The following is an 18,689-nucleotide window of genomic DNA, read 5'->3' as shown; positions in this document are numbered from 1 at the left end:
GAGTAACAGGCATGATTCAGCAGGAAACCAGATTAAGGGTTGCCGACAATACTGGTGCAAAAGAACTTCTTTGTATCCGTGTTATGGGCGGATCTACAAGAAGATATGCTAATATTGGTGATGTTATCGTTGCCAGCGTAAAAGATGCAACACCTGGTGGTGTTGTTAAGAAAGGCGACGTTGTGAAAGCCGTTGTTGTGCGTACTGTAAAAGGCGCACGCCGTAAAGACGGTTCATATATCAAGTTCGATGAGAATGCTGCCGTAATTATCAAAGATGACAAGACTCCCAAAGGAACTCGTATCTTTGGACCGGTTGCCAGAGAGTTAAGAGAGAAGCAGTTCATGAAAATTGTTTCCTTAGCTCCAGAAGTATTATAAGGAGGTGTCGGACTGTGCATAAAATTAAAAGAGATGACCTTGTAAAGGTTATTGCAGGAAAAGATAGAGATAAACAGGGTAAAGTTCTTCATGTAGATATGAAGAATGACAGAGTGGTAGTAGAAGGCGTTAACATGATCACAAAGCATGTGAAACCAGGCGCTGGAAACCCACAGGGTGGTATCGTACAGAAAGAAGCTGCACTTGATATCTCCAATGTAATGCTTGTTGTTGACGGAAAAGCAACCAGAGTCGGCTTTGAAGTAAAAGACGGCAAAAAAGTCCGCGTTGCGAAAGCAACCGGAAAAGTAATTGATTAATTCGGAGAGGAGGAATAAAAATTGGCTAGATTAAGAGATACGTACCAGTCAGAGATCGTAGAAGCTATGATCAAGAAATTTGGATATAAGAACATCATGGAAGTACCGAAGTTAGACAAGATTGTCATCAATATGGGTATTGGTGAAGCAAAGGAAAATGCCAAGATTTTAGACTCTGCAGTAAGAGATTTAGAAATCATCTCCGGTCAGAAAGCAGTGTTAACAAAGTCAAAAAAATCAATTGCTAACTTCAAACTCAGAGAAGGTATGCCAATCGGATGTAAAGTTACATTGCGCGGTGAAAGAATGTATGAATTTGCTGATCGTCTGATCAACCTTGCACTTCCCCGAGTACGTGACTTTAGAGGTGTAAATCCTAACGCATTTGATGGCAGAGGTAACTATGCACTCGGTATTAAAGAGCAGCTTATTTTCCCTGAAATTGAATACGATAAAGTTGACAAGGTAAGAGGTATGGACATTATATTTGTTACTACCGCTAAGACAGACGAAGAAGCCCGTGAACTTTTGACATTATTCAACATGCCATTTGCAAAATAGTAGGAGGAATTAATCCATGGCTAAGACTTCAATGAAGATCAAACAGCAGAGACCTGCTAAATTCTCCACAAGAGAATACAATCGTTGCAGAATCTGCGGTCGTCCGCATGCTTATTTAAGAAAATACGGAATCTGCAGAATCTGCTTCCGTGAATTAGCATATAAGGGTCAGATCCCAGGCGTTAAAAAAGCAAGCTGGTAAATTAAGGAAGGAGGCAATTTCAAAATGACAATGAGCGATCCAATCGCAGATATGCTTACAAGAATCCGTAATGCAAATACTGCAAAACATGATACAGTAGATGTACCTTCATCCAAGATGAAATTAGCTATTGCTGATATCCTTGTTAAAGAGGGATACATTAAGAAATATGATATCGTAGAAGACGGTGCGTTCCAGACAATCCGGATCACATTAAAATACGGTAAAGATAAAAACGAAAAAATTATCACAGGTATCAAGAGAATTTCTAAACCAGGTTTACGTGTATACGCAAACAAGGAAGAAATGCCAAAAGTACTGGGCGGTCTTGGTATTGCAGTAATCTCTACAAACCAGGGCGTAATTACCGATAAGGAAGCACGCACTCAGGGCGTTGGCGGAGAAGTACTTGCATTTGTTTGGTAGGCATTGAACACTTAATGAACGCGAGCCACAGGCGAAGCGTGAGTTTAGTGTGAAAGCCGTTCTTCGACCAAAGGGAGAAGAACAACCCTGTGAAACGTAGTGGGACGCAGGGAAAATGCATCTGAAAACAGAGAGGACTTAAGTTCCTCTCCGAAAATTTAAGGAGGTAGACGGCATGTCACGTATAGGAAGAATGCCTATCGCTATTCCAGCAGGAGTAACTGTTGAAATTGCAGAAAATAATAAAGTGACTGTAAAAGGTCCTAAGGGAACTCTTGAAAGAGTATTACCCACAGAGATGACAATCAAAGAAGAAGATGGTCATATCCTTGTAACAAGACCAAACGATTTAAAGAAGATGAAATCTTTACACGGTCTTACAAGAACCTTAGTCAACAACATGATCGTTGGTGTTACTGCAGGATATGAGAAAAAGCTTGAAATCAACGGTGTTGGTTACAGAGCTCAGAAGCAGGGCAATAAGCTTGTTCTTTCCCTTGGATATTCTCATCCGGTAGAGATGGAAGATCCAGAAGGTATCGAAGCTACCATGGAAGGTCAGAACATCATCTTCGTTAGAGGTATTGATAAAGAAAAAGTTGGCCAGTACGCTGCTGAAATCAGAGATAAGAGAAGACCTGAGCCGTATAAGGGCAAGGGTATCAAGTATGCTGACGAAGTGATCAGACGTAAAGTTGGTAAGACTGGTAAGAAATAATTAAGGAGAGTGTAAAGATGGTTAGCAAACAGTCAAAAAGCGAAATCCGCGTTAAGAAGCACAACAGATTACGTAATCGTCTTGCAGGTACTGCAGAGAGACCACGTTTAGCTGTTTTTAGAAGTAATAATCATATGTATGCTCAAATTATTGACGATACAGTTGGTAAGACTTTAGTTGCTGCTTCTTCAGTAGAAAAAGAATTAAAAGCAGAATTAGAGAAAACTAACAACGTTGATGCAGCAGCATATATCGGTACCCTGGTTGCTAAGAGAGCAATCGAAAAAGGTATTAAAGAAGTTGTCTTCGACAGAGGCGGATTTATATATCAGGGTAAGATTCAGGCATTAGCAGACGCAGCCAGAGAAGCTGGTCTGGAATTCTAGTAGAGAGGAGAACACAGCGTGAAACATACAAATATTGAAGCAAATCAGTTAGAATTAAACGACAAGGTGGTTGCTATCAAGCGTGTATCTAAAACCGTTAAGGGTGGACGTACCATGAGATTCTCTGCTTTAGTAGTCGTAGGCGATGGCAATGGCCATGTTGGTGCTGGTCTTGGCAAAGCCGGAGAAGTTCCAGAAGCAATCCGTAAAGGAAAAGAGGCTGCTGTAAAGAATATGGTTACTGTTCCGATCGATGAGAACAACAGTATCCCTCATGATCTGGTTGGTAAATTTGGAAGTGCTTCCGTACTTCTTAAGAGAGCAACCGGAGGTACAGGAGTTATCGCGGGAGGTCCTGCCCGTGCAGTTGTAGAGCTTGCAGGTATTAAGAATATCCGTACAAAGTCTTTAGGTTCCAATAATAAGACGAATGTAGTTTTGGCTACAATCGAAGGATTGACTCAGTTAAAGACTCCTGAGGAAGTTGCAAGGCTTCGCGGCAAATCTGTTGAAGAGATTTTAGGCTAAGGAGGATAAGAAGATGGCAGATAAATTAAAAATCACATTGGTGAAATCCCCGATCGGCGCTATACCGAAGCACAAAGCAACCGTTTTAGCATTAGGCTTAAAGAAGCTTCACAAAACAGTTGAGATGCCGGACAATGGTGCAGTCAGAGGTATGATCGCTAACGTGCGTCATTTAGTAAAAGTTGAAGAGATTTAAGAGAAAACAGTAAGGAGGTGCAAGCGATGGATTTATCAAATTTACAGCCTGCGTTGGGTTCCAAACACAGCGATAACTTCAGAAGAGGCCGCGGTCACGGTTCAGGTAACGGTAAGACAGCAGGTAAAGGTCATAAAGGACAGAAGGCTCGTTCCGGAGCTACCAGACCAGGTTTCGAAGGTGGTCAGATGCCTTTATACAGACGTATTCCGAAGAGAGGCTTTACAAATAGAAATACAAAAGAAATCATTGGCATTAATGTAGGCGCTTTAGAAGCATTCGACAACGGTACAGTAGTAACTGTTGAGACTTTATTAGAGAGCGGTATCGTTAAGAATCCGCGTGATGGAGTTAAGATCCTTGGAAATGGAGAATTAACCAAAAAGCTTACAGTAAAGGTAGGTGCTTTCAGCGAAGGCGCAAAAACCAAAATCGAGGCTTTAGGTGGAACCTGCGAGGTGATCTAATATGTTAAAAACACTCCGTAATGCATTCAAGATCAAGGACGTAAGAAAGAAACTCATCTATACGTTCCTGATGCTGGTGGTTACCAGAATCGGCTCACAGCTGCCGATTCCAGGAGTTGAAACAAGCTTTTTTAAAGATTTTTTTGCTCAGAATAATAACGATGCGTTTGGATTTTTTAACGCAGTGACAGGTAGTTCCTTTACCAATATGTCCGTCTTTGCCCTGAGCATTACCCCCTACATCACATCTTCCATTATCATGCAGCTCCTTACCATTGCAATTCCCAAACTTGAGGAAATGCAGCAGGACGGTGAGGATGGAAGAAAGAAGATTGCAGAATACACCCGCTATGTTACAGTTGCTCTGGCCTTAATCGAATCTATCGCTATGGCGATGGGATTCGGAGGCCAGGGACTGTTAAAAGAATATAATGCATTAAGCGTTATTATTGCAGTAGTTACCATGACGGCAGGTAGTGCGCTCCTGATGTGGATCGGTGAGCGTATTACGGAAAACGGTGTGGGTAATGGTATCTCCATTGTCCTTTTGTTTAACATCATTTCCAGCTTCCCTTCCGATGCATCTACACTTTATACCAGATTTATGTCTGGTAAGTCAGTTGCAGTAGCTGCTGTTGCAGCGATCATTATTATTGCAGTGATTGTCGCAATCGTTGTATTCGTCATCATCCTTCAGGATGGTGAAAGAAGAATTCCTGTGCAGTACTCCAAAAAGATGCAGGGACGCAAGATGGTAGGCGGACAAGCAACCAACATTCCGCTGAAGGTAAATACCGCCGGTGTTATCCCGGTTATTTTCGCTTCCTCCATCATGTCATTCCCCGTAGTGATCTCCCAGTTTATGGGAAGCAGGATCAACTACGACAGCATCGGCGGACATATTTTAGCCGCACTCAGTTCTTCCAACTGGTTTAAACCCGAAAGACCGGCTTATACAATCGGCCTTGTGGTTTATATCGCGCTTATCATCGTGTTTGCATATTTCTATACTTCAATTACATTTAATCCCCTTGAAGTAGCAAATAATATGAAAAAGTCCGGTGGTTTTATTCCGGGTATCCGCCCAGGTAAGCCAACCAGTGATTACCTTAATTCAATTTTAAACTATATCGTATTTATAGGAGCATGCGGTCTGACTATCGTCTGTATCATTCCGATTATGGTTTCCGGTGTATTCAGTGTAAGCCGTCTTTCTTTCGGTGGTACATCCCTGATCATTATTGTCAGTGTTGTGCTGGAGACATTAAAGGCGATTGAGTCCCAGATGCTTGTGCGCTACTATAAAGGATTTTTAAACGATTAGAAAGCAAACCAAGGGAGGCACGCCGTGGCGTGTTTTTCCTTGGGATTTGTGCTATTTAAACCTTATATTAATGGAGGGACTGTTGATGAAAATCATCATGTTAGGTGCCCCTGGTGCCGGCAAAGGTACCCAGGCTAAAAAAATTGCTGAGAAATATCAGATTCCTCATGTTTCTACCGGAGATATTTTCCGTTCCAACATAAAAGAAGGAACGCAGCTGGGAAGAAAAGCGAAGGAATATATGGATCAGGGAGCTCTTGTACCGGATGAACTTACCATCGGTATGCTGATGGACCGTATCCAGCAGGAAGACTGCAGAAACGGTTACGTACTGGACGGATTTCCAAGAACCATTCCCCAGGCAGAAAGCCTTCAGAATGCCATTACTGAAATGGGACAGAAGATAGACTTTGCGATAAACGTTGACGTTCCCGATGAGAATATTATCAACAGAATGTCAGGAAGGCGTGCCTGTATATCCTGTGGAGCTACATATCACATTGTGTATAACCCCAGCAAGGTTCCGGGAATATGCGATGTCTGTGGTTCAGAACTTGTCTTAAGAGATGATGATAAGCCGGAAACCGTAAAAAAACGTTTGGCGGTTTACCATGATCAGACCAGACCATTGATTGATTATTATAAAGAAGCCGGCGTGCTGGTGAATGTTGACGGAACACAGGAATTAAATAAAGTGTTCTCCGATATCACTGTCATCCTAGGAGCATAGTTTATGTCAGTTACGATTAAATCTGCAAGAGAAATAGAACTTATGAGAGAGGCTGGAAGAATTCTTTGCATCACTCATGAAGAACTTAAGAAGGCCTTGAAGCCGGGAATGACGACCTGGGATATTGACCATCTGGGTGAAGAGATCATAAGAAGCTATGGCTGTATACCTTCTTTCTTAAATTATAATGGTTATCCTGCCTCCATCTGTGTATCAGTCAATGATGAAGTGGTTCACGGGATTCCAAGTAAGAAGCGTGTACTGAGAGAAGGAGATATTGTAAGTCTTGATGCAGGGGTTATTTACAAAGGATTTCATTCTGATGCAGCAAGGACTTACGGGATCGGAGAGATCACTCCTGAAGCGGGCCAACTCATGGAAGTGACGAAACAATGTTTCTTTGAAGGGATTAAATATGCAAAATCTGGCAATCATTTAGGTGAAATATCTGCAGCAATCCAGAAATATGCAGAAAAGTTCGGATATGGCGTTGTCCGGGATTTAGTCGGCCACGGAATCGGTTCCCATTTACATGAGGATCCTGAGATACCGAATTTTTCCACAAGAAGACGGGGAATCAAATTAAGACCAGGCATGACACTTGCCATTGAGCCCATGATTAATGAGGGGACATTGGAGGTAGTCTGGCTTGATGATGACTGGACCGTAGTAACAGAAGACGGAAAGCTGTCCGCTCACTATGAGAACACGGTTCTTATCACAGAAGGTGAGCCGGAGATATTAAGTCTGGTTTCCTCTGTCTGCGGGGAATAGACCGATGAGTGAATACACCGGTTTATTGGTAAAATCAACGGCAGGGCACGACAAAGGAGAATTTTTCTTCATATTGCGTGAGGAAGGCGAATATATATATCTGGTGGACGGAAAAATAAGACGTCTTGACTGCCCCAAGAAAAAAAAGAAAAAGCATGTAATCCCCCTTTTGTGGGAGAAACAGTCCCCGGGAGATAAAATCCGGGAAAATAAAAGAGTCACTGATGAAGAGATCAAATATTTCATCCGATGTTTCAAAAGAGAAGATCAGGTTGTTAGGAGGTAAGCTTTATGTCAAAAGCAGATGTTATTGAAATTGAAGGCACCGTTGTGGAGAAGCTTCCCAATGCCATGTTCCAGGTTGAACTGGAAAACGGGCATCAGGTATTAGCTCACATAAGCGGAAAACTTCGCATGAACTACATTCGTATTTTACCAGGTGATAAGGTAACCATTGAGATGTCCCCTTATGATTTAAGCAAGGGAAGAATCATCTGGCGAGATAAATAAAGCGTCCAGGTCCGGCGCGTTCCGCATCTGGAGCGCGACACGCCAGGGCAAAGGGTTAATAAATATATAGGAAAAACCGCTTGCATTTTAAAAGAAACAGTGTTATAATGCTATAGCGACTTTGTTGAAATACTGGGTGTATTATGCCCATGAGGGCAGCACTGGTTTTAAGATAAAAACACACTGCGGGTATACTCAGAAAGCTCTTTTGGAAGGAGGCTCCTTTGCCGCCGGATTTATATAGAAGAATCAGGTGCGGGGGACTTACCTTTGCATGTGAAAGGGCGCATAACGGAAAGGAGAATTGCTGTGAAGGTTAGATCATCAGTCAAGCCGATTTGCGAAAAATGCAAAATCATCAAAAGAAAAGGCAGTATCAGAGTAATCTGTGAAAATCCTAAGCATAAGCAGAGACAAGGTTAAAATAATTAATGGAGGTGTACTACACACATGGCTCGTATTTCAGGTGTTGATTTACCAAGAGAAAAACGTGTTGAGATCGGTTTAACTTACATCTACGGTATCGGTAGAACCAGTTCAAACCGCATTCTTACAACTGCTGGCGTTAATCCTGACACTCGTGTTAAGGACTTAACCGATGACGAAGTAAAGAGAATTGCAGAAGTGATTACTCAGTCTCAGACTGTAGAAGGTGATTTACGTAGAGAAATCGCTATGAACATCAAGAGACTTCAGGAAATCGGATGCTATCGCGGAATCCGTCATAGAAAGAGTCTTCCGGTTCGTGGTCAGAAAACTAAGACCAACGCAAGAACTCGTAAGGGTCCAAGAAAGACTGTAGCAAATAAGAAGAAATAGGCATTGAACACTTAGTGAGGTATCTCACGAATTCGGTGTGACAGCGTGCCCCGCTTTATCGGGCAAAGCCGTTCTTTGACCGTAAGGGAAAAGAACATCAATAAACAACAATACAGAATCACGTTACATGTTTTAAAAACAGGAATAACAGGATTCAGATTTCGTACCCTGCGTTACGCGGCTGCGGGCAGGGCGGAGCAACTATAAAGAAAGTAGGTTAGTTTAAAATGGCTAAAAAAGTGTCCACTACTAAAAAAGTGACAAAAAAGCGCGTAAAGAAAAACGTTGAACGCGGACAAGCACATATCCAGTCATCTTTTAATAACACAATTGTGACATTAACTGATACACAGGGTAATGCATTATCATGGGCAAGTGCTGGTGGTCTGGGATTTAGAGGTTCAAGGAAATCTACTCCATATGCAGCTCAGATGGCGGCAGAAACTGCTACTAAAGCAGCTCTTGTACATGGTTTAAAATCAGTAGACGTTATGGTTAAAGGTCCTGGTTCAGGCCGTGAAGCAGCTATTCGTGCACTTCAGGCATGCGGTTTAGAAGTAACCAGCATCAAGGACGTAACTCCTGTTCCACATAACGGATGTCGTCCACCAAAACGTAGAAGAGTCTAATTAGGAGGTAATTACAGTGGCAGTTGATAGAGTTCCTGTTCTTAAAAGATGTAGATCCCTTGGTCTTGATCCGATCTATTTAGGAATAGATAAAAAATCAAAGAGAGAATTAAAAAGAGCAAACAGAAAGATGAGTGAGTACGGCATTCAGCTGAGAGAAAAGCAGAAAGCTAAATTCATCTACGGTGTGCTTGAGAAACCTTTCCGTAACTATTACGCCAAGGCTGAAAGAATGAATGGTATGGTTGGTGAAAACCTTATGATTCTTCTTGAGAGAAGACTTGACAATGTAGTTTTCCGTATGGGATTCGGAAGAACAAGAAGAGAGACCAGACAGATGGTTGACCATAAGAGCATTCTTGTAAATGGTAAATGCGTAAACATTCCTTCTTTCATCGTAAAAGTTGGCGATGTAATTGAAGTAAAAGAAAAATGCAAATCCAATGCAAGATTTAAAAGTGTTCAGGAAACAACAGCTGGCCGTATGGTTCCAGCATGGCTTGATGTCGACCATGAGAATTTACGTGGTACTGTTAAAGAGTTACCAACAAGAGATGAGATTGATGTTCCAGTGAATGAAATGCTTATCGTCGAGTTGTACTCCAAATAATTGAAAGTCTGTTGATAGAAGCTGGCTTTCGCCCGGGGGCGTTATGCTTCCGGGCAAGGTTTGAGTATAAGACCCTCGATACAAAATACCCAAAAGGAGGGGCTATTAGTGTTCGATTTTGAAAAACCAAACATTGAGATTGCTGAAATCTCAGAAGATAAAAAGTATGGCAAGTTTGTAGTTGAACCGCTTGAAAGAGGTTATGGCACGACTTTAGGTAATTCCTTAAGAAGAATCATGCTTTCTTCCTTACCGGGCGCTGCAGTTAGCCAGGTAAAAATCGACGGCGTTTTGCATGAATTCAGTTCTATTCCTGGTGTTAAGGAAGATGTGACTGAGATCATTATGAACATCAAGAGCTTATCTATTAAAAACAACAGCGATACCAACGAAGCAAAAGTTGCATACATCGAGTTTGAAGGCGAAGGTGTGGTAACAGCTGCTGATATCCAGGCTGATCCCGATATCGAGATCATGAACCCGGATCAGGTTATCGCTACACTTAGCGGCGGTACAGACAGCAAGTTCTATATGGAACTTACTATCACAAAAGGCCGTGGCTATGTGAGTGCAGACAAAAATAAGAGTGAAGATTTACCGATAGGTGTGATAGCTGTTGATTCTATTTATACACCAGTAGAACGCGTCAATATGACGGTAGAAAACACCCGAGTAGGTCAGGTTACCGATTATGATAAGCTGACTTTAGATGTATTTACAAATGGAACTCTGGCACCGGATGAAGCAGTCAGCCTGGCTGCAAAGGTACTGAGTGAGCATTTGAACCTGTTCATTGATTTATCTGAGAACGCCAAGACTGCAGAAGTTATGGTGGAGAAGGAAGACAATGAGAAGGAAAAAGTTCTTGAGATGAATATAGATGAACTGGAGCTTTCCGTTCGTTCTTATAATTGTCTTAAGAGAGCCGGAATCAATACGGTAGAAGAACTGTGCAACAGAACTTCTGAAGATATGATGAAGGTACGTAACTTAGGCCGCAAGTCTTTAGAAGAAGTGTTGGCGAAGTTGAAGGAATTAGGCTTACAGCTGAATCCGAGCGATGATACCAATGCATAATTGATTCGCTTAAGCAGTTGATTTATGGAGATTAAGCACTGATACAGTAAGACCGAAGAAGCATGTATCCGTGTTCCACAAATGGAGGAATATTGAGATGGCAGGATATAGAAAACTGGGAAAAACTTCCAGTCAGAGAAAAGCATTAATCAGAAGCCAGGTAACTGCATTAATCTATAATGGCAAGATCGTGACAACAGAAGCAAGAGCTAAGGAAATCCGCAAAGTTGCAGAAGGCCTGATCGCTTTAGCAGTGAAAGAAAAGGATAACTTTGAGACTGTTAAGGTAACAGCTAAAGTTGCACGTAAAGATAAAGACGGCAAGAGAGTGAAAGATGTTGTAAACGGCAAGAAAGTAACTGTTTATGATGAAGTTGAGAAAGAGATCAAAAAAGATCTTCCTTCCAGACTTCATGCAAGAAGACAGATGTTAAAAGTCCTTTACGATGTAACAGAAGTTCCGTCTGAAGCTGCAGGAAGAAAGAAGAATACAAAGTCTGTTGATCTTCCAAAGAAGCTGTTTGATGAGGTTGCACCAAAGTATGTATCCCGTAATGGTGGTTATACACGTATCGTTAAGATCGGCCTGCGTAAAGGTGATGCAGCAATGGAAGTACTTCTTGAGCTTGTATAATTAATAATAAAATCCCGGTAAGGAAGCGATTCCTTATCGGTTTTTTTTATTTCCCCCTCAGTTAAGAAACGCAAGAATAAAGAAAGAATATCGTAAGTTGACGGACAATTGCTTTCAGGGCTATAATGTAAATTGTAGAATATTATGGTTCTATTGTTATAATCCGCTAAAATAAAAACGGGAGGTATTAAGTATGAAGCGTTTAAAGAGACTGGTGACTATCGTCTCTGCATTGGGGGTATTGATGGCCAGTATACCATTTGAGACAATGGCTGCTACCGTGAAAACCATAACGTCTGTAACGATTAACGTAGGACTTGAAGACATTTCCACTGGAGACACTCTGCCTTCCGAGACATCTTTTTCTACAACATCGGAAAGCGGTAATTATGTTTATACCAATAACAACAGATACGAAGTGTCAGACTTGGACTGGATCACATCCGACAGCAAGGAAATGAAGATTGGTTCTGAACCGAAGATGAAGGTGACGTTGCATGCTACGGATGCTGATGAGTATGCATTTAAAGGAGGCTATCAGTCGAGCAATATCTCGATTAAAGGCGGTACCTATGTTTCCTCAAACCGTTCAGGTACGGATACTTTATATGTAACATTTACGTTTAAACCTGTGAAAGGTACCTATGAATCTCCGGAAGATGCTGACTGGAAGGATTCTGGTTTTGGTAATGCCAGGTGGAGTGCACCAGATAACGGCTCTGGAGCTTATGATGTATATTTGTACCGCGGAAGTTCCATTATTAAGAAGGTAGAGAAACTGAAAGCAACTTCTTATAATTTTTATCCCTATATGACCAAAGCAGGCACCTACAGTTTTAAAGTGCGTACTGTGCCATATAGTAGCACTGAAGATAAATACGGAAAGAACAGTGACTGGACTGAATCCGGTGAGGTATATGTACCTCAGGAAAAAGTATCCGATGGCAGCGGACAGGACAGCGGCACAGCATCGACCGGAGCAGTGGGCTGGATTAAGAACGGAAACACCTGGAGCTATCGCTACCCGGATGGAAGTTATTTAAAGAACAACTGGTCTAAAATCAATGATAGATGGTATCTTTTTGACGGAAACGGTACAATGCTTACCGGCTGGCAGCAAAAAGGTGACAAGACCTATTTCATGAACAATGACGGAGCCATGCTGACAGGCTGGTACAAATCCGATAACAAATGGTATTATTTAAACCCATCCACCACAAGTGGAGTTGAGGGTGCTGTGATAACTGGCTGGATTTCCTATAACAATAAGTGGTATTATGCTGATTCCAAGGGTGTTATGCAGGAAGGCTGGAAGCAGATTGATGGCAACTGGTTTTATTTTTATCCAGGTGAAGGATCAAAGGCAGTCAGCACTACCATCAGTGGTTTTACACTAGATGGAGAGGGAATCTGGAGAAAGTAGGGTAGAAAGGAAGTAGAGATTGATGAATTGGAGAAAAGGGAAAGGAATATGGTTTCTGCTTTTATGCATGATCATGATTCTTGGTACCGGAATAACGGCATCAGCGTCAGGAAGCTTAAGGATTTACGTAGAGAATGGCAGTAAGAGTTCGTGGACAGATGGAATTAATATGCCAACTGTAAAAGTGAATTATTCAGAAGAAAGTCCGGAATGGAGCATTAAAGAGGATAAATGGGAGCCAGGAAAGAAAGTAAAGGGTACCATTCATATCGCTGGTTCTTACGAGAGATCGGACTGTACTGTAAAAGGTGCCAATCTTCTTTCTGTGAATAGTCAGGACGGAGAGACTGTCGTTACCTTCTCCTATGTTCCTGTAGCAAAGCTGGAGGCTCCGGAAAAGGCAGGCTGGAGTGATACGGCTAAGACCAAGGCGTCCTGGAAAAAGGTTCCTTTCGCATCCAGATACCAGGTGGTTTTATATCAGGAGGGCGGAATCTGGATTAAAAGCCTGACCACATCTTCCACATCAGCAGATCTTCTTCCTTATATGAACAGCGGTTATAAATACTTTTACACAGTAAAGGCTATTTTAAAGGATTCATCTCAGGATGATTATTTAAAAGAGGGAGATATCACTACCTCTGATGATTCTGTAGTACAGGAACTGGGAGAGACACTGGGCGTATGGGCAACTTATCAGGATGGTAAGAAGTACCGCGGGGAAGATGGCAACTATGTGACTGACAGCTGGAAAATGATCAGTGGCAAATGGTATTATTTTAAACAGGATGGTTACGCTGTAACCGGCTGGCAAAAGGTTGATGAGAAATGGTACTATATGGACTCAGAAGCCACTATGAAGACTGGCTGGCAGGAGCTTAATGGAATCTGGTATTACTTTAATACCGACGGAGATATGGCGACCGGATGGATTCAGCCGGTTCCCGGAAAATGGTATTATCTAAATGGTGACGGAAGCCTGGCAACCAATACAACGGTAGACGGAAATTATAAGGTTAATGAATCAGGCTTATGGGTACAATAAAGCAGATAGATGGTATAGATGGAAGCATCTGTACCATCTGTCTTTTTTTCTTAGGTGAAACGTTTTTTTGCCAATTTTCGCTTTAAATCCTTGGTTTTTGCAAAAGATACATGCCGACGCTTGACTGTTATGCAATATTCAACTAAAATTATGTGGCATACGGGTGTATCACTTTTAAAGAAAGGCTTGCTATGGGAATAATAAAAACGTCGAAACTGATATTTGATTATATCAGAAAAGATGAAGAAGAAAATATTGAAGAAATTAAACGTGCCATCGACGGTGTGAGCCTGGATCTGGAAAAGGGTCAGTTCATTGCGATCCTTGGCCATAACGGATCGGGGAAATCCACCTTTGCCAAACAGCTGAATGCCATATTGCTGCCCACTGAGGGTACGGTATGGATTCAGGATTTAGATACTTCCAGGGAAGAAAATCTATGGGAAGTCCGTAAAAAGACAGGAATGGTTTTTCAGAACCCGGATAATCAGATTATAGGAAATATCGTTGAAGAGGATGTGGGATTCGGCCCGGAAAATCTGGGTGTTCCTACAGAGGAGATCTGGAAACGGGTGGATGAAAGCTTAAAAAGCGTAGGTATGGCAGCACACCGCCTAAAGTCCCCCAACAGGCTTTCTGGCGGTCAGAAGCAGCGTGTTGCCATAGCCGGCGTAATGGCGATGAGACCCCAGTGTATCGTCTTAGATGAGCCTACAGCCATGTTAGATCCTAACGGACGCAAAGAGGTAGTGAAAACCGTTCACGAACTGAACAGGAAAGAGGAAATCACAGTTCTTCTTATCACCCATTACATGGAAGAAGTAACAGGCGCTGACAGAGTGATTGTTATGGATGAGGGTAAGGTAGTAATGGACGGAACGCCACGTGAGATATTCTCACAGGTGGAGAAACTAAAGTCCTACCGTTTAGATGTTCCACAGGTCACAGAGCTTGCTTATGAGTTAAAGCAGAAAGGCCTTGATCTGCCCGATGGGATATTGACACTGGATGAACTGATGGAGAATCTTTTACCACGGTTTGCAGAGCGTTTCCCCGGAGAAGTGATTCTGGAGAACGGAGGAAGCCATGGCAATTAAAGCAGAGCATATTAATTATATATATGGAAAAGGCACAGCCTTTGAACAGCATGCATTAAAGGATGTGAACCTGGAGATAGAGGCTGGGGAATTCGTGGGTCTGATCGGCCATACCGGTTCCGGAAAATCAACCTTGATCCAGCATTTAAACGGACTGCTCCGTGCTACCGACGGAAAACTATATTATAATGGAAGAAATATTTATGAGGAAGGCTACAATATGCGGGGGCTGAGAAGTCATGTTGGACTGGTATTTCAGTATCCCGAGCATCAGCTTTTCGAAATTGATGTATTTACCGATGTCTGTTTTGGACCTAAGAATCAGGGTCTCAATAAGGAAGAGGCAGCGAAACGGGCAAAGGAAGCCCTTACCATGGTAGGTCTTGACGAAAGCTACTATAAGCGGTCTCCCTTTGAACTTTCCGGGGGTCAGAAGCGGCGGGTTGCAATCGCTGGTGTCCTCGCCATGAATCCTGATGTACTGATTCTTGACGAGCCTACAGCGGGATTGGATCCAAAAGGAAGAGATGAGATTCTGGATCAGATCAAGCGTCTGCATGAGGAACGGAATATGACTATTATTCTGGTGTCTCACAGTATGGAGGATGTGGCACGGTACGTAGACCGGATTCTGGTCATGAACCATGGAGAAAAAGTGTTTGATGATACACCAAAGGAAGTATTTCAGCATTATAAGGAACTGGAAGCAATGGGTCTGGCAGCTCCTGAGATCACATATGTGGTTCAAACCCTGAAATCCCACGGTGTTCCCATTGATACCAGCATTACAACAATTGAAGAGGCCAGAGACGAGATTATAAGGCTTCTGGGAAAATAGACAGGGAGATATTATGCTGAAAGATATTACATTAGGGCAGTATTATCCGGTGGAATCCATTCTTCATAAGCTGGATCCCCGGACAAAGCTGTTTGGGACCATGGTTTTTATCATATCCCTATTTATTGCAAATGATATCTGGGCTTATGTGATCGCGACTGTATTTCTTGCAACCGCCATTAAGCTCAGTAATGTTCCTCTTAAGTTCATGATCAGAGGCTTAAAAGCAATTGTATTTCTGCTGCTGATCAGCGTCAGCTTTAATCTGTTTCTGACACCAGGAACAGCAGTTGTATCTTTGGGATTTTTAAAGATTACAAAGGAAGGAATTATTGTTGCTGGATTTATGGGAATCCGGTTAATCTATCTGGTTGTAGGTTCTTCTATCATGACACTGACCACCACACCCAACCAGCTGACGGACGGTCTGGAAAAGAGTCTTGATTTCTTAAACCGTTTCCGTGTGCCGGTTCATGAGGTATCCATGATGATGTCCATTGCACTGCGGTTCATTCCCATTCTGGTAGAAGAGACAGATAAGATCATGAAAGCACAGATGGCAAGAGGCGCGGACTTTGAGACTGGGAATCTGATCCAGAAAGCGAAAAACATGATACCTCTTCTGGTTCCTCTTTTTATCTCAGCATTCCGCCGCGCCACAGACCTGGCTATGGCGATGGAAGCAAGATGCTACCGTGGCGGAGAAGGCCGGACGAAGATGAAGCCTCTTAAGTACGGAAATCAGGACCGGGTCACATATCTGGTATATGTTCTTTACCTTGCCATCATCATAGGTCTCCGGATCCTGAGAGTGCAGAGCTTTTAAGAACAAAGGAGGATTTATGAAACGGGTTAAGATGATCGTTGCCTACGACGGAACCAATTACTGCGGCTGGCAGATTCAGAACAATGGAATCACCATTGAGGAGGTTTTAAACCGGACTCTGACAGACTTATTAAAGGAGCCGGTCACTGTTACAGGCGCCAGCAGGACAGATTCCGGAGTGCATTCGGAGGGAAATGTGGCAGTTTTTGATACAGAAAACCGAATGCCTGCAGACAAGATCTGCTTTGCCTTGAATCAAAGGCTGCCAGATGACATACGGGTACTTCATTCAGAAGAGGTATCGGAAACCTACCACCCAAGGAAGCAGAACTGCGTTAAAACATATGATTATAAAATAATGAACCGGAAGATCGAAATTCCAACTATGCGGCTGTACAGCTATTTCTGCTATTATCCCCTTGATGTGGAGAAGATGAGAGAAGCTGCGGCCTATCTGGTGGGAGAACATGATTTTAAAAGCTTCTGTACTGCCAGAGGACAGGCAGAAGAGACGGTGCGTACCATTTACAGCCTCGAGGTTCTAAAGTCTGATGATCTCATAACAATCCGGATCAAGGGCAATGGATTTTTATATAACATGGTGAGAATCATTGCGGGAACCCTGATGAAGGTGGGCATGGGAGTTTATCCTCCCCACCATGTGGAAGAGATCATAGATGCCAGGGACCGGAATGCAGCAGGACCGAAAGCAGCAGCAAAAGGTCTTACTCTGGTAAGCCTTGAGTATGAAAAAGAACTTGAGAAAGAAATTAAGGGTGAAAATAAGGAGTGGAGCTATACTCTTTATCAGCATCGGATTCCATCCCATAAGGAAGCAAGTCTGGTGATTCACAGATGCAGGAAAGAGGATTTTGAGCGGCTCCTGATCCGTGTGGTGCATCAGGCGGTGAGAAACGGGGCGCATACGGTATTGGTAAAAGATGAGGAAGAGGATAACCGGATTATTCCAGGCAGAGCGTACGGATTTTACACGTTTCATTCTGACGAATCAGGAAATGGATGGATGGTAACTGGAAGTCAGCATGCAAAGCCTTGATTTTAAAGGAAAAAACCCTTGTTTTTGCAGGAAAAAAGGTTGACACACAGGTGGAAATGTAATATAATGTATAACTGTGACGTTAGACGAAAATGTTCAAGCCAAGCCCCGGAATGAGCATTTTGTAATATAACTTTTGGAAAGTTGTTTTCAGCTTTTCGAGAAATGGTGACGATTTTTCGCACCATAATGCTTAAAAACACCATAATTTACAGGAGGTTGTCCAATGAAGACTTTTATGGCTAGTCCAGCAACAATTGAAAGAAAATGGTACGTAGTTGACGCTACAGGATATACATTAGGACGCTTGGCTTCAGAAGTAGCTAAAGTATTAAGAGGAAAAAACAAACCGATTTACACACCACATATGGATTGCGGTGATTATGTAATCGTAGTAAACGCAAATAAGATTGAAGTTACCGGTAAAAAATTAGATCAGAAGATTTACTACAGCCATTCTGACTATGTTGGCGGTATGAAAGAAACAACTTTAAGAGAAATGATGGCTAAAAAGCCTGAAAGAGTTATTGAATTAGCAGTTAAGGGAATGCTTCCAAAGGGACCTTTAGGAAGAAGCATGATAACAAAACTTCACGTATACGCTGGCGCAGAACATGATAATGCTGCTCAGAAACCAGAAGTTTTAGAATTCAAATTTTAATCAGAGGTGCTGAAAGGAGGAAGTTATCATGGCTAATGCAAAATTTTACGGAACAGGTAGAAGAAAAAAATCTATCGCTAGAGTATATTTAGTACCAGGTACAGGTAAGATCACTATCAATAAGAGAGACATCGATCAGTACTTCGGTCTTGAGACATTAAAGGTTGTAGTTCGTCAGCCATTAACAGCAACAGAGACAGTAGATAAGTTCGACGTTTTAGTAAACGTACACGGCGGTGGTTTCACCGGACAGGCTGGTGCTGTAAGACACGGTATCGCTAGAGCTTTACTGAAAGCAGACATTGAATTCCGTCCAGTTCTTAAAAAAGCTGGATATTTAACAAGAGATCCAAGAATGAAAGAAAGAAAGAAATACGGCTTAAAGGCAGCTCGTCGTGCGCCGCAGTTCTCAAAGAGATAATCATTACTGCGACGCAGGACGTCTCAGAAC

The 18,689-nt window shown here is 42.4% G+C and carries 29 protein-coding genes; all 29 read left to right on the top strand.

Annotation, left to right across the window (positions count from 1 at the left end):
* The first annotated feature begins 11 nt into the window (after window positions 1-11).
* The 29 genes from rplN to rpsI all read left to right on the top strand — a co-directional run bounded on the left by rplN (window position 12) and on the right by rpsI (window position 18,659).
* Window positions 12-380 (top strand): 50S ribosomal protein L14, encoded by a 369-nt coding sequence (gene rplN / locus ABS301_RS22530; protein WP_097002536.1) that lies wholly within the window; start codon window positions 12-14, stop codon window positions 378-380.
* 14 nt (window positions 381-394) lie between these two features.
* The gene (gene rplX, locus ABS301_RS22525) at window positions 395-700 is read left to right on the top strand and encodes a 50S ribosomal protein L24 (protein WP_349668216.1); all 306 of its coding nucleotides are present in this window, start codon (window positions 395-397) and stop codon (window positions 698-700) included.
* A gap of 21 nt (window positions 701-721) precedes the next feature.
* Window positions 722-1,261, top strand: a complete 540-nt coding sequence (rplE, locus tag ABS301_RS22520) for a 50S ribosomal protein L5 (RefSeq protein WP_349668217.1) — start codon at window positions 722-724, stop codon at window positions 1,259-1,261.
* Between the two features lie 16 nt (window positions 1,262-1,277).
* A complete protein-coding gene (locus ABS301_RS22515; protein ID WP_002566501.1) occupies window positions 1,278-1,463 on the top strand; it encodes a type Z 30S ribosomal protein S14 in 186 nt (61 codons plus the stop codon).
* A 24-nt stretch (window positions 1,464-1,487) separates the two neighbouring features.
* The gene (gene rpsH / locus ABS301_RS22510) at window positions 1,488-1,889 is read left to right on the top strand and encodes a 30S ribosomal protein S8 (protein ID WP_349668218.1); all 402 of its coding nucleotides are present in this window, start codon (window positions 1,488-1,490) and stop codon (window positions 1,887-1,889) included.
* Window positions 1,890-2,064: 175 nt separating this feature from the next.
* Complete coding sequence (gene rplF, locus ABS301_RS22505) at window positions 2,065-2,607, top strand: 50S ribosomal protein L6 (protein ID WP_349668219.1); 543 nt, start codon at window positions 2,065-2,067, stop codon at window positions 2,605-2,607.
* Between the two features lie 17 nt (window positions 2,608-2,624).
* Window positions 2,625-2,993 carry a 50S ribosomal protein L18 gene (gene rplR, locus ABS301_RS22500; RefSeq protein ID WP_349668220.1) on the top strand — a complete coding sequence of 123 codons (369 nt, stop codon included), beginning with the start codon at window positions 2,625-2,627 and terminating at the stop codon, window positions 2,991-2,993.
* An 18-nt stretch (window positions 2,994-3,011) separates the two neighbouring features.
* Window positions 3,012-3,521 (top strand): 30S ribosomal protein S5, encoded by a 510-nt coding sequence (gene rpsE / locus ABS301_RS22495; protein WP_349668221.1) that lies wholly within the window; start codon window positions 3,012-3,014, stop codon window positions 3,519-3,521.
* Between the two features lie 13 nt (window positions 3,522-3,534).
* The gene (gene rpmD, locus ABS301_RS22490) at window positions 3,535-3,717 is read left to right on the top strand and encodes a 50S ribosomal protein L30 (protein ID WP_277405900.1); all 183 of its coding nucleotides are present in this window, start codon (window positions 3,535-3,537) and stop codon (window positions 3,715-3,717) included.
* Between the two features lie 26 nt (window positions 3,718-3,743).
* On the top strand, window positions 3,744-4,184 hold the full coding sequence (rplO, locus tag ABS301_RS22485; protein ID WP_349668222.1) for a 50S ribosomal protein L15: 441 nt from the start codon (window positions 3,744-3,746) through the stop codon (window positions 4,182-4,184).
* Between the two features lies 1 nt (window position 4,185).
* A complete protein-coding gene (gene secY / locus ABS301_RS22480) occupies window positions 4,186-5,508 on the top strand; it encodes a preprotein translocase subunit SecY (protein WP_349674328.1) in 1,323 nt (440 codons plus the stop codon).
* 85 nt (window positions 5,509-5,593) lie between these two features.
* Window positions 5,594-6,238: an adenylate kinase gene (locus tag ABS301_RS22475; protein ID WP_349674327.1), complete on the top strand. Its 645-nt coding sequence runs from the start codon at window positions 5,594-5,596 to the stop codon at window positions 6,236-6,238.
* Between the two features lie 3 nt (window positions 6,239-6,241).
* Window positions 6,242-7,012, top strand: coding sequence for a type I methionyl aminopeptidase (gene map / locus ABS301_RS22470; protein ID WP_277405902.1), 771 nt, complete (start codon window positions 6,242-6,244; stop codon window positions 7,010-7,012).
* Window positions 7,013-7,016: 4 nt separating this feature from the next.
* Window positions 7,017-7,298, top strand: coding sequence for a KOW domain-containing RNA-binding protein (locus ABS301_RS22465; protein WP_349674326.1), 282 nt, complete (start codon window positions 7,017-7,019; stop codon window positions 7,296-7,298).
* A gap of 5 nt (window positions 7,299-7,303) precedes the next feature.
* Window positions 7,304-7,522 (top strand): translation initiation factor IF-1, encoded by a 219-nt coding sequence (gene infA, locus ABS301_RS22460; protein WP_013274317.1) that lies wholly within the window; start codon window positions 7,304-7,306, stop codon window positions 7,520-7,522.
* A 309-nt stretch (window positions 7,523-7,831) separates the two neighbouring features.
* Window positions 7,832-7,945, top strand: coding sequence for a 50S ribosomal protein L36 (gene rpmJ, locus ABS301_RS22455; protein ID WP_003497809.1), 114 nt, complete (start codon window positions 7,832-7,834; stop codon window positions 7,943-7,945).
* Window positions 7,946-7,972: 27 nt separating this feature from the next.
* Complete coding sequence (gene rpsM, locus ABS301_RS22450) at window positions 7,973-8,341, top strand: 30S ribosomal protein S13 (protein ID WP_349674325.1); 369 nt, start codon at window positions 7,973-7,975, stop codon at window positions 8,339-8,341.
* A 227-nt stretch (window positions 8,342-8,568) separates the two neighbouring features.
* On the top strand, window positions 8,569-8,970 hold the full coding sequence (gene rpsK / locus ABS301_RS22445) for a 30S ribosomal protein S11 (protein WP_006771855.1): 402 nt from the start codon (window positions 8,569-8,571) through the stop codon (window positions 8,968-8,970).
* 16 nt (window positions 8,971-8,986) lie between these two features.
* Window positions 8,987-9,580, top strand: a complete 594-nt coding sequence (gene rpsD / locus ABS301_RS22440) for a 30S ribosomal protein S4 (RefSeq protein ID WP_170820903.1) — start codon at window positions 8,987-8,989, stop codon at window positions 9,578-9,580.
* 108 nt (window positions 9,581-9,688) lie between these two features.
* On the top strand, window positions 9,689-10,657 hold the full coding sequence (locus tag ABS301_RS22435) for a DNA-directed RNA polymerase subunit alpha (protein ID WP_097002521.1): 969 nt from the start codon (window positions 9,689-9,691) through the stop codon (window positions 10,655-10,657).
* A 97-nt stretch (window positions 10,658-10,754) separates the two neighbouring features.
* Window positions 10,755-11,291 (top strand): bL17 family ribosomal protein, encoded by a 537-nt coding sequence (locus ABS301_RS22430; protein ID WP_349674324.1) that lies wholly within the window; start codon window positions 10,755-10,757, stop codon window positions 11,289-11,291.
* 193 nt (window positions 11,292-11,484) lie between these two features.
* Window positions 11,485-12,714, top strand: a complete 1,230-nt coding sequence (locus tag ABS301_RS22425; protein ID WP_349674323.1) for an N-acetylmuramoyl-L-alanine amidase family protein — start codon at window positions 11,485-11,487, stop codon at window positions 12,712-12,714.
* A gap of 22 nt (window positions 12,715-12,736) precedes the next feature.
* Window positions 12,737-13,759 carry an N-acetylmuramoyl-L-alanine amidase family protein gene (locus ABS301_RS22420; protein WP_349674322.1) on the top strand — a complete coding sequence of 341 codons (1,023 nt, stop codon included), beginning with the start codon at window positions 12,737-12,739 and terminating at the stop codon, window positions 13,757-13,759.
* 191 nt (window positions 13,760-13,950) lie between these two features.
* On the top strand, window positions 13,951-14,856 hold the full coding sequence (locus ABS301_RS22415; RefSeq protein WP_349674321.1) for an energy-coupling factor transporter ATPase: 906 nt from the start codon (window positions 13,951-13,953) through the stop codon (window positions 14,854-14,856).
* Window positions 14,846-15,694: an energy-coupling factor transporter ATPase gene (locus ABS301_RS22410; protein WP_349674320.1), complete on the top strand. Its 849-nt coding sequence runs from the start codon at window positions 14,846-14,848 to the stop codon at window positions 15,692-15,694. The genes ABS301_RS22415 and ABS301_RS22410 overlap by 11 nt, the downstream gene beginning before the upstream one ends.
* A 13-nt stretch (window positions 15,695-15,707) precedes the next feature.
* The gene (locus ABS301_RS22405) at window positions 15,708-16,520 is read left to right on the top strand and encodes an energy-coupling factor transporter transmembrane component T family protein (protein WP_349674319.1); all 813 of its coding nucleotides are present in this window, start codon (window positions 15,708-15,710) and stop codon (window positions 16,518-16,520) included.
* A gap of 16 nt (window positions 16,521-16,536) precedes the next feature.
* Window positions 16,537-17,577 (top strand): tRNA pseudouridine(38-40) synthase TruA, encoded by a 1,041-nt coding sequence (gene truA, locus ABS301_RS22400; protein WP_502877997.1) that lies wholly within the window; start codon window positions 16,537-16,539, stop codon window positions 17,575-17,577.
* Window positions 17,578-17,803: 226 nt separating this feature from the next.
* A complete protein-coding gene (gene rplM, locus ABS301_RS22395; RefSeq protein ID WP_117417290.1) occupies window positions 17,804-18,238 on the top strand; it encodes a 50S ribosomal protein L13 in 435 nt (144 codons plus the stop codon).
* A gap of 28 nt (window positions 18,239-18,266) precedes the next feature.
* Window positions 18,267-18,659: a 30S ribosomal protein S9 gene (gene rpsI / locus ABS301_RS22390; RefSeq protein WP_104439428.1), complete on the top strand. Its 393-nt coding sequence runs from the start codon at window positions 18,267-18,269 to the stop codon at window positions 18,657-18,659.
* The last annotated feature ends 30 nt before the right edge of the window (window positions 18,660-18,689 follow it).

It is taken from the genome of Lacrimispora sp. (assembly GCF_031982545.1).
In the GTDB taxonomy this organism is placed as follows: Bacteria; Bacillota; Clostridia; order Lachnospirales; family Lachnospiraceae; genus Lacrimispora.
Note: the sequence above shows the minus strand (reverse complement) of the source record. Positions and strands in the feature narration are given on the sequence as shown.

Bases quoted from the DNA above. Each gene is read 5' to 3' on its own strand.
- rplN (WP_097002536.1), top strand. From the start codon at position 12: ATGATTCAGCAGGAAACCAGATTAAGGGTTGCCGACAATACTGGTGCA.
- ABS301_RS22515 (WP_002566501.1), top strand. From the start codon at position 1,278: ATGGCTAAGACTTCAATGAAGATCAAACAGCAGAGACCTGCTAAATTC.
- rpsH (WP_349668218.1), top strand. From the start codon at position 1,488: ATGACAATGAGCGATCCAATCGCAGATATGCTTACAAGAATCCGTAAT.
- rplF (WP_349668219.1), top strand. From the start codon at position 2,065: ATGTCACGTATAGGAAGAATGCCTATCGCTATTCCAGCAGGAGTAACT.
- rplR (WP_349668220.1), top strand. From the start codon at position 2,625: ATGGTTAGCAAACAGTCAAAAAGCGAAATCCGCGTTAAGAAGCACAAC.
- rpmD (WP_277405900.1), top strand. From the start codon at position 3,535: ATGGCAGATAAATTAAAAATCACATTGGTGAAATCCCCGATCGGCGCT.
- rplO (WP_349668222.1), top strand. From the start codon at position 3,744: ATGGATTTATCAAATTTACAGCCTGCGTTGGGTTCCAAACACAGCGAT.
- secY (WP_349674328.1), top strand. From the start codon at position 4,186: ATGTTAAAAACACTCCGTAATGCATTCAAGATCAAGGACGTAAGAAAG.
- ABS301_RS22475 (WP_349674327.1), top strand. From the start codon at position 5,594: ATGAAAATCATCATGTTAGGTGCCCCTGGTGCCGGCAAAGGTACCCAG.
- map (WP_277405902.1), top strand. From the start codon at position 6,242: ATGTCAGTTACGATTAAATCTGCAAGAGAAATAGAACTTATGAGAGAG.
- ABS301_RS22465 (WP_349674326.1), top strand. From the start codon at position 7,017: ATGAGTGAATACACCGGTTTATTGGTAAAATCAACGGCAGGGCACGAC.
- infA (WP_013274317.1), top strand. From the start codon at position 7,304: ATGTCAAAAGCAGATGTTATTGAAATTGAAGGCACCGTTGTGGAGAAG.
- rpsM (WP_349674325.1), top strand. From the start codon at position 7,973: ATGGCTCGTATTTCAGGTGTTGATTTACCAAGAGAAAAACGTGTTGAG.
- rpsK (WP_006771855.1), top strand. From the start codon at position 8,569: ATGGCTAAAAAAGTGTCCACTACTAAAAAAGTGACAAAAAAGCGCGTA.
- ABS301_RS22430 (WP_349674324.1), top strand. From the start codon at position 10,755: ATGGCAGGATATAGAAAACTGGGAAAAACTTCCAGTCAGAGAAAAGCA.
- ABS301_RS22425 (WP_349674323.1), top strand. From the start codon at position 11,485: ATGAAGCGTTTAAAGAGACTGGTGACTATCGTCTCTGCATTGGGGGTA.
- ABS301_RS22420 (WP_349674322.1), top strand. From the start codon at position 12,737: ATGAATTGGAGAAAAGGGAAAGGAATATGGTTTCTGCTTTTATGCATG.
- ABS301_RS22415 (WP_349674321.1), top strand. From the start codon at position 13,951: ATGGGAATAATAAAAACGTCGAAACTGATATTTGATTATATCAGAAAA.
- ABS301_RS22410 (WP_349674320.1), top strand. From the start codon at position 14,846: ATGGCAATTAAAGCAGAGCATATTAATTATATATATGGAAAAGGCACA.
- ABS301_RS22405 (WP_349674319.1), top strand. From the start codon at position 15,708: ATGCTGAAAGATATTACATTAGGGCAGTATTATCCGGTGGAATCCATT.
- truA (WP_502877997.1), top strand. From the start codon at position 16,537: ATGAAACGGGTTAAGATGATCGTTGCCTACGACGGAACCAATTACTGC.
- rplM (WP_117417290.1), top strand. From the start codon at position 17,804: ATGAAGACTTTTATGGCTAGTCCAGCAACAATTGAAAGAAAATGGTAC.
- rpsI (WP_104439428.1), top strand. From the start codon at position 18,267: ATGGCTAATGCAAAATTTTACGGAACAGGTAGAAGAAAAAAATCTATC.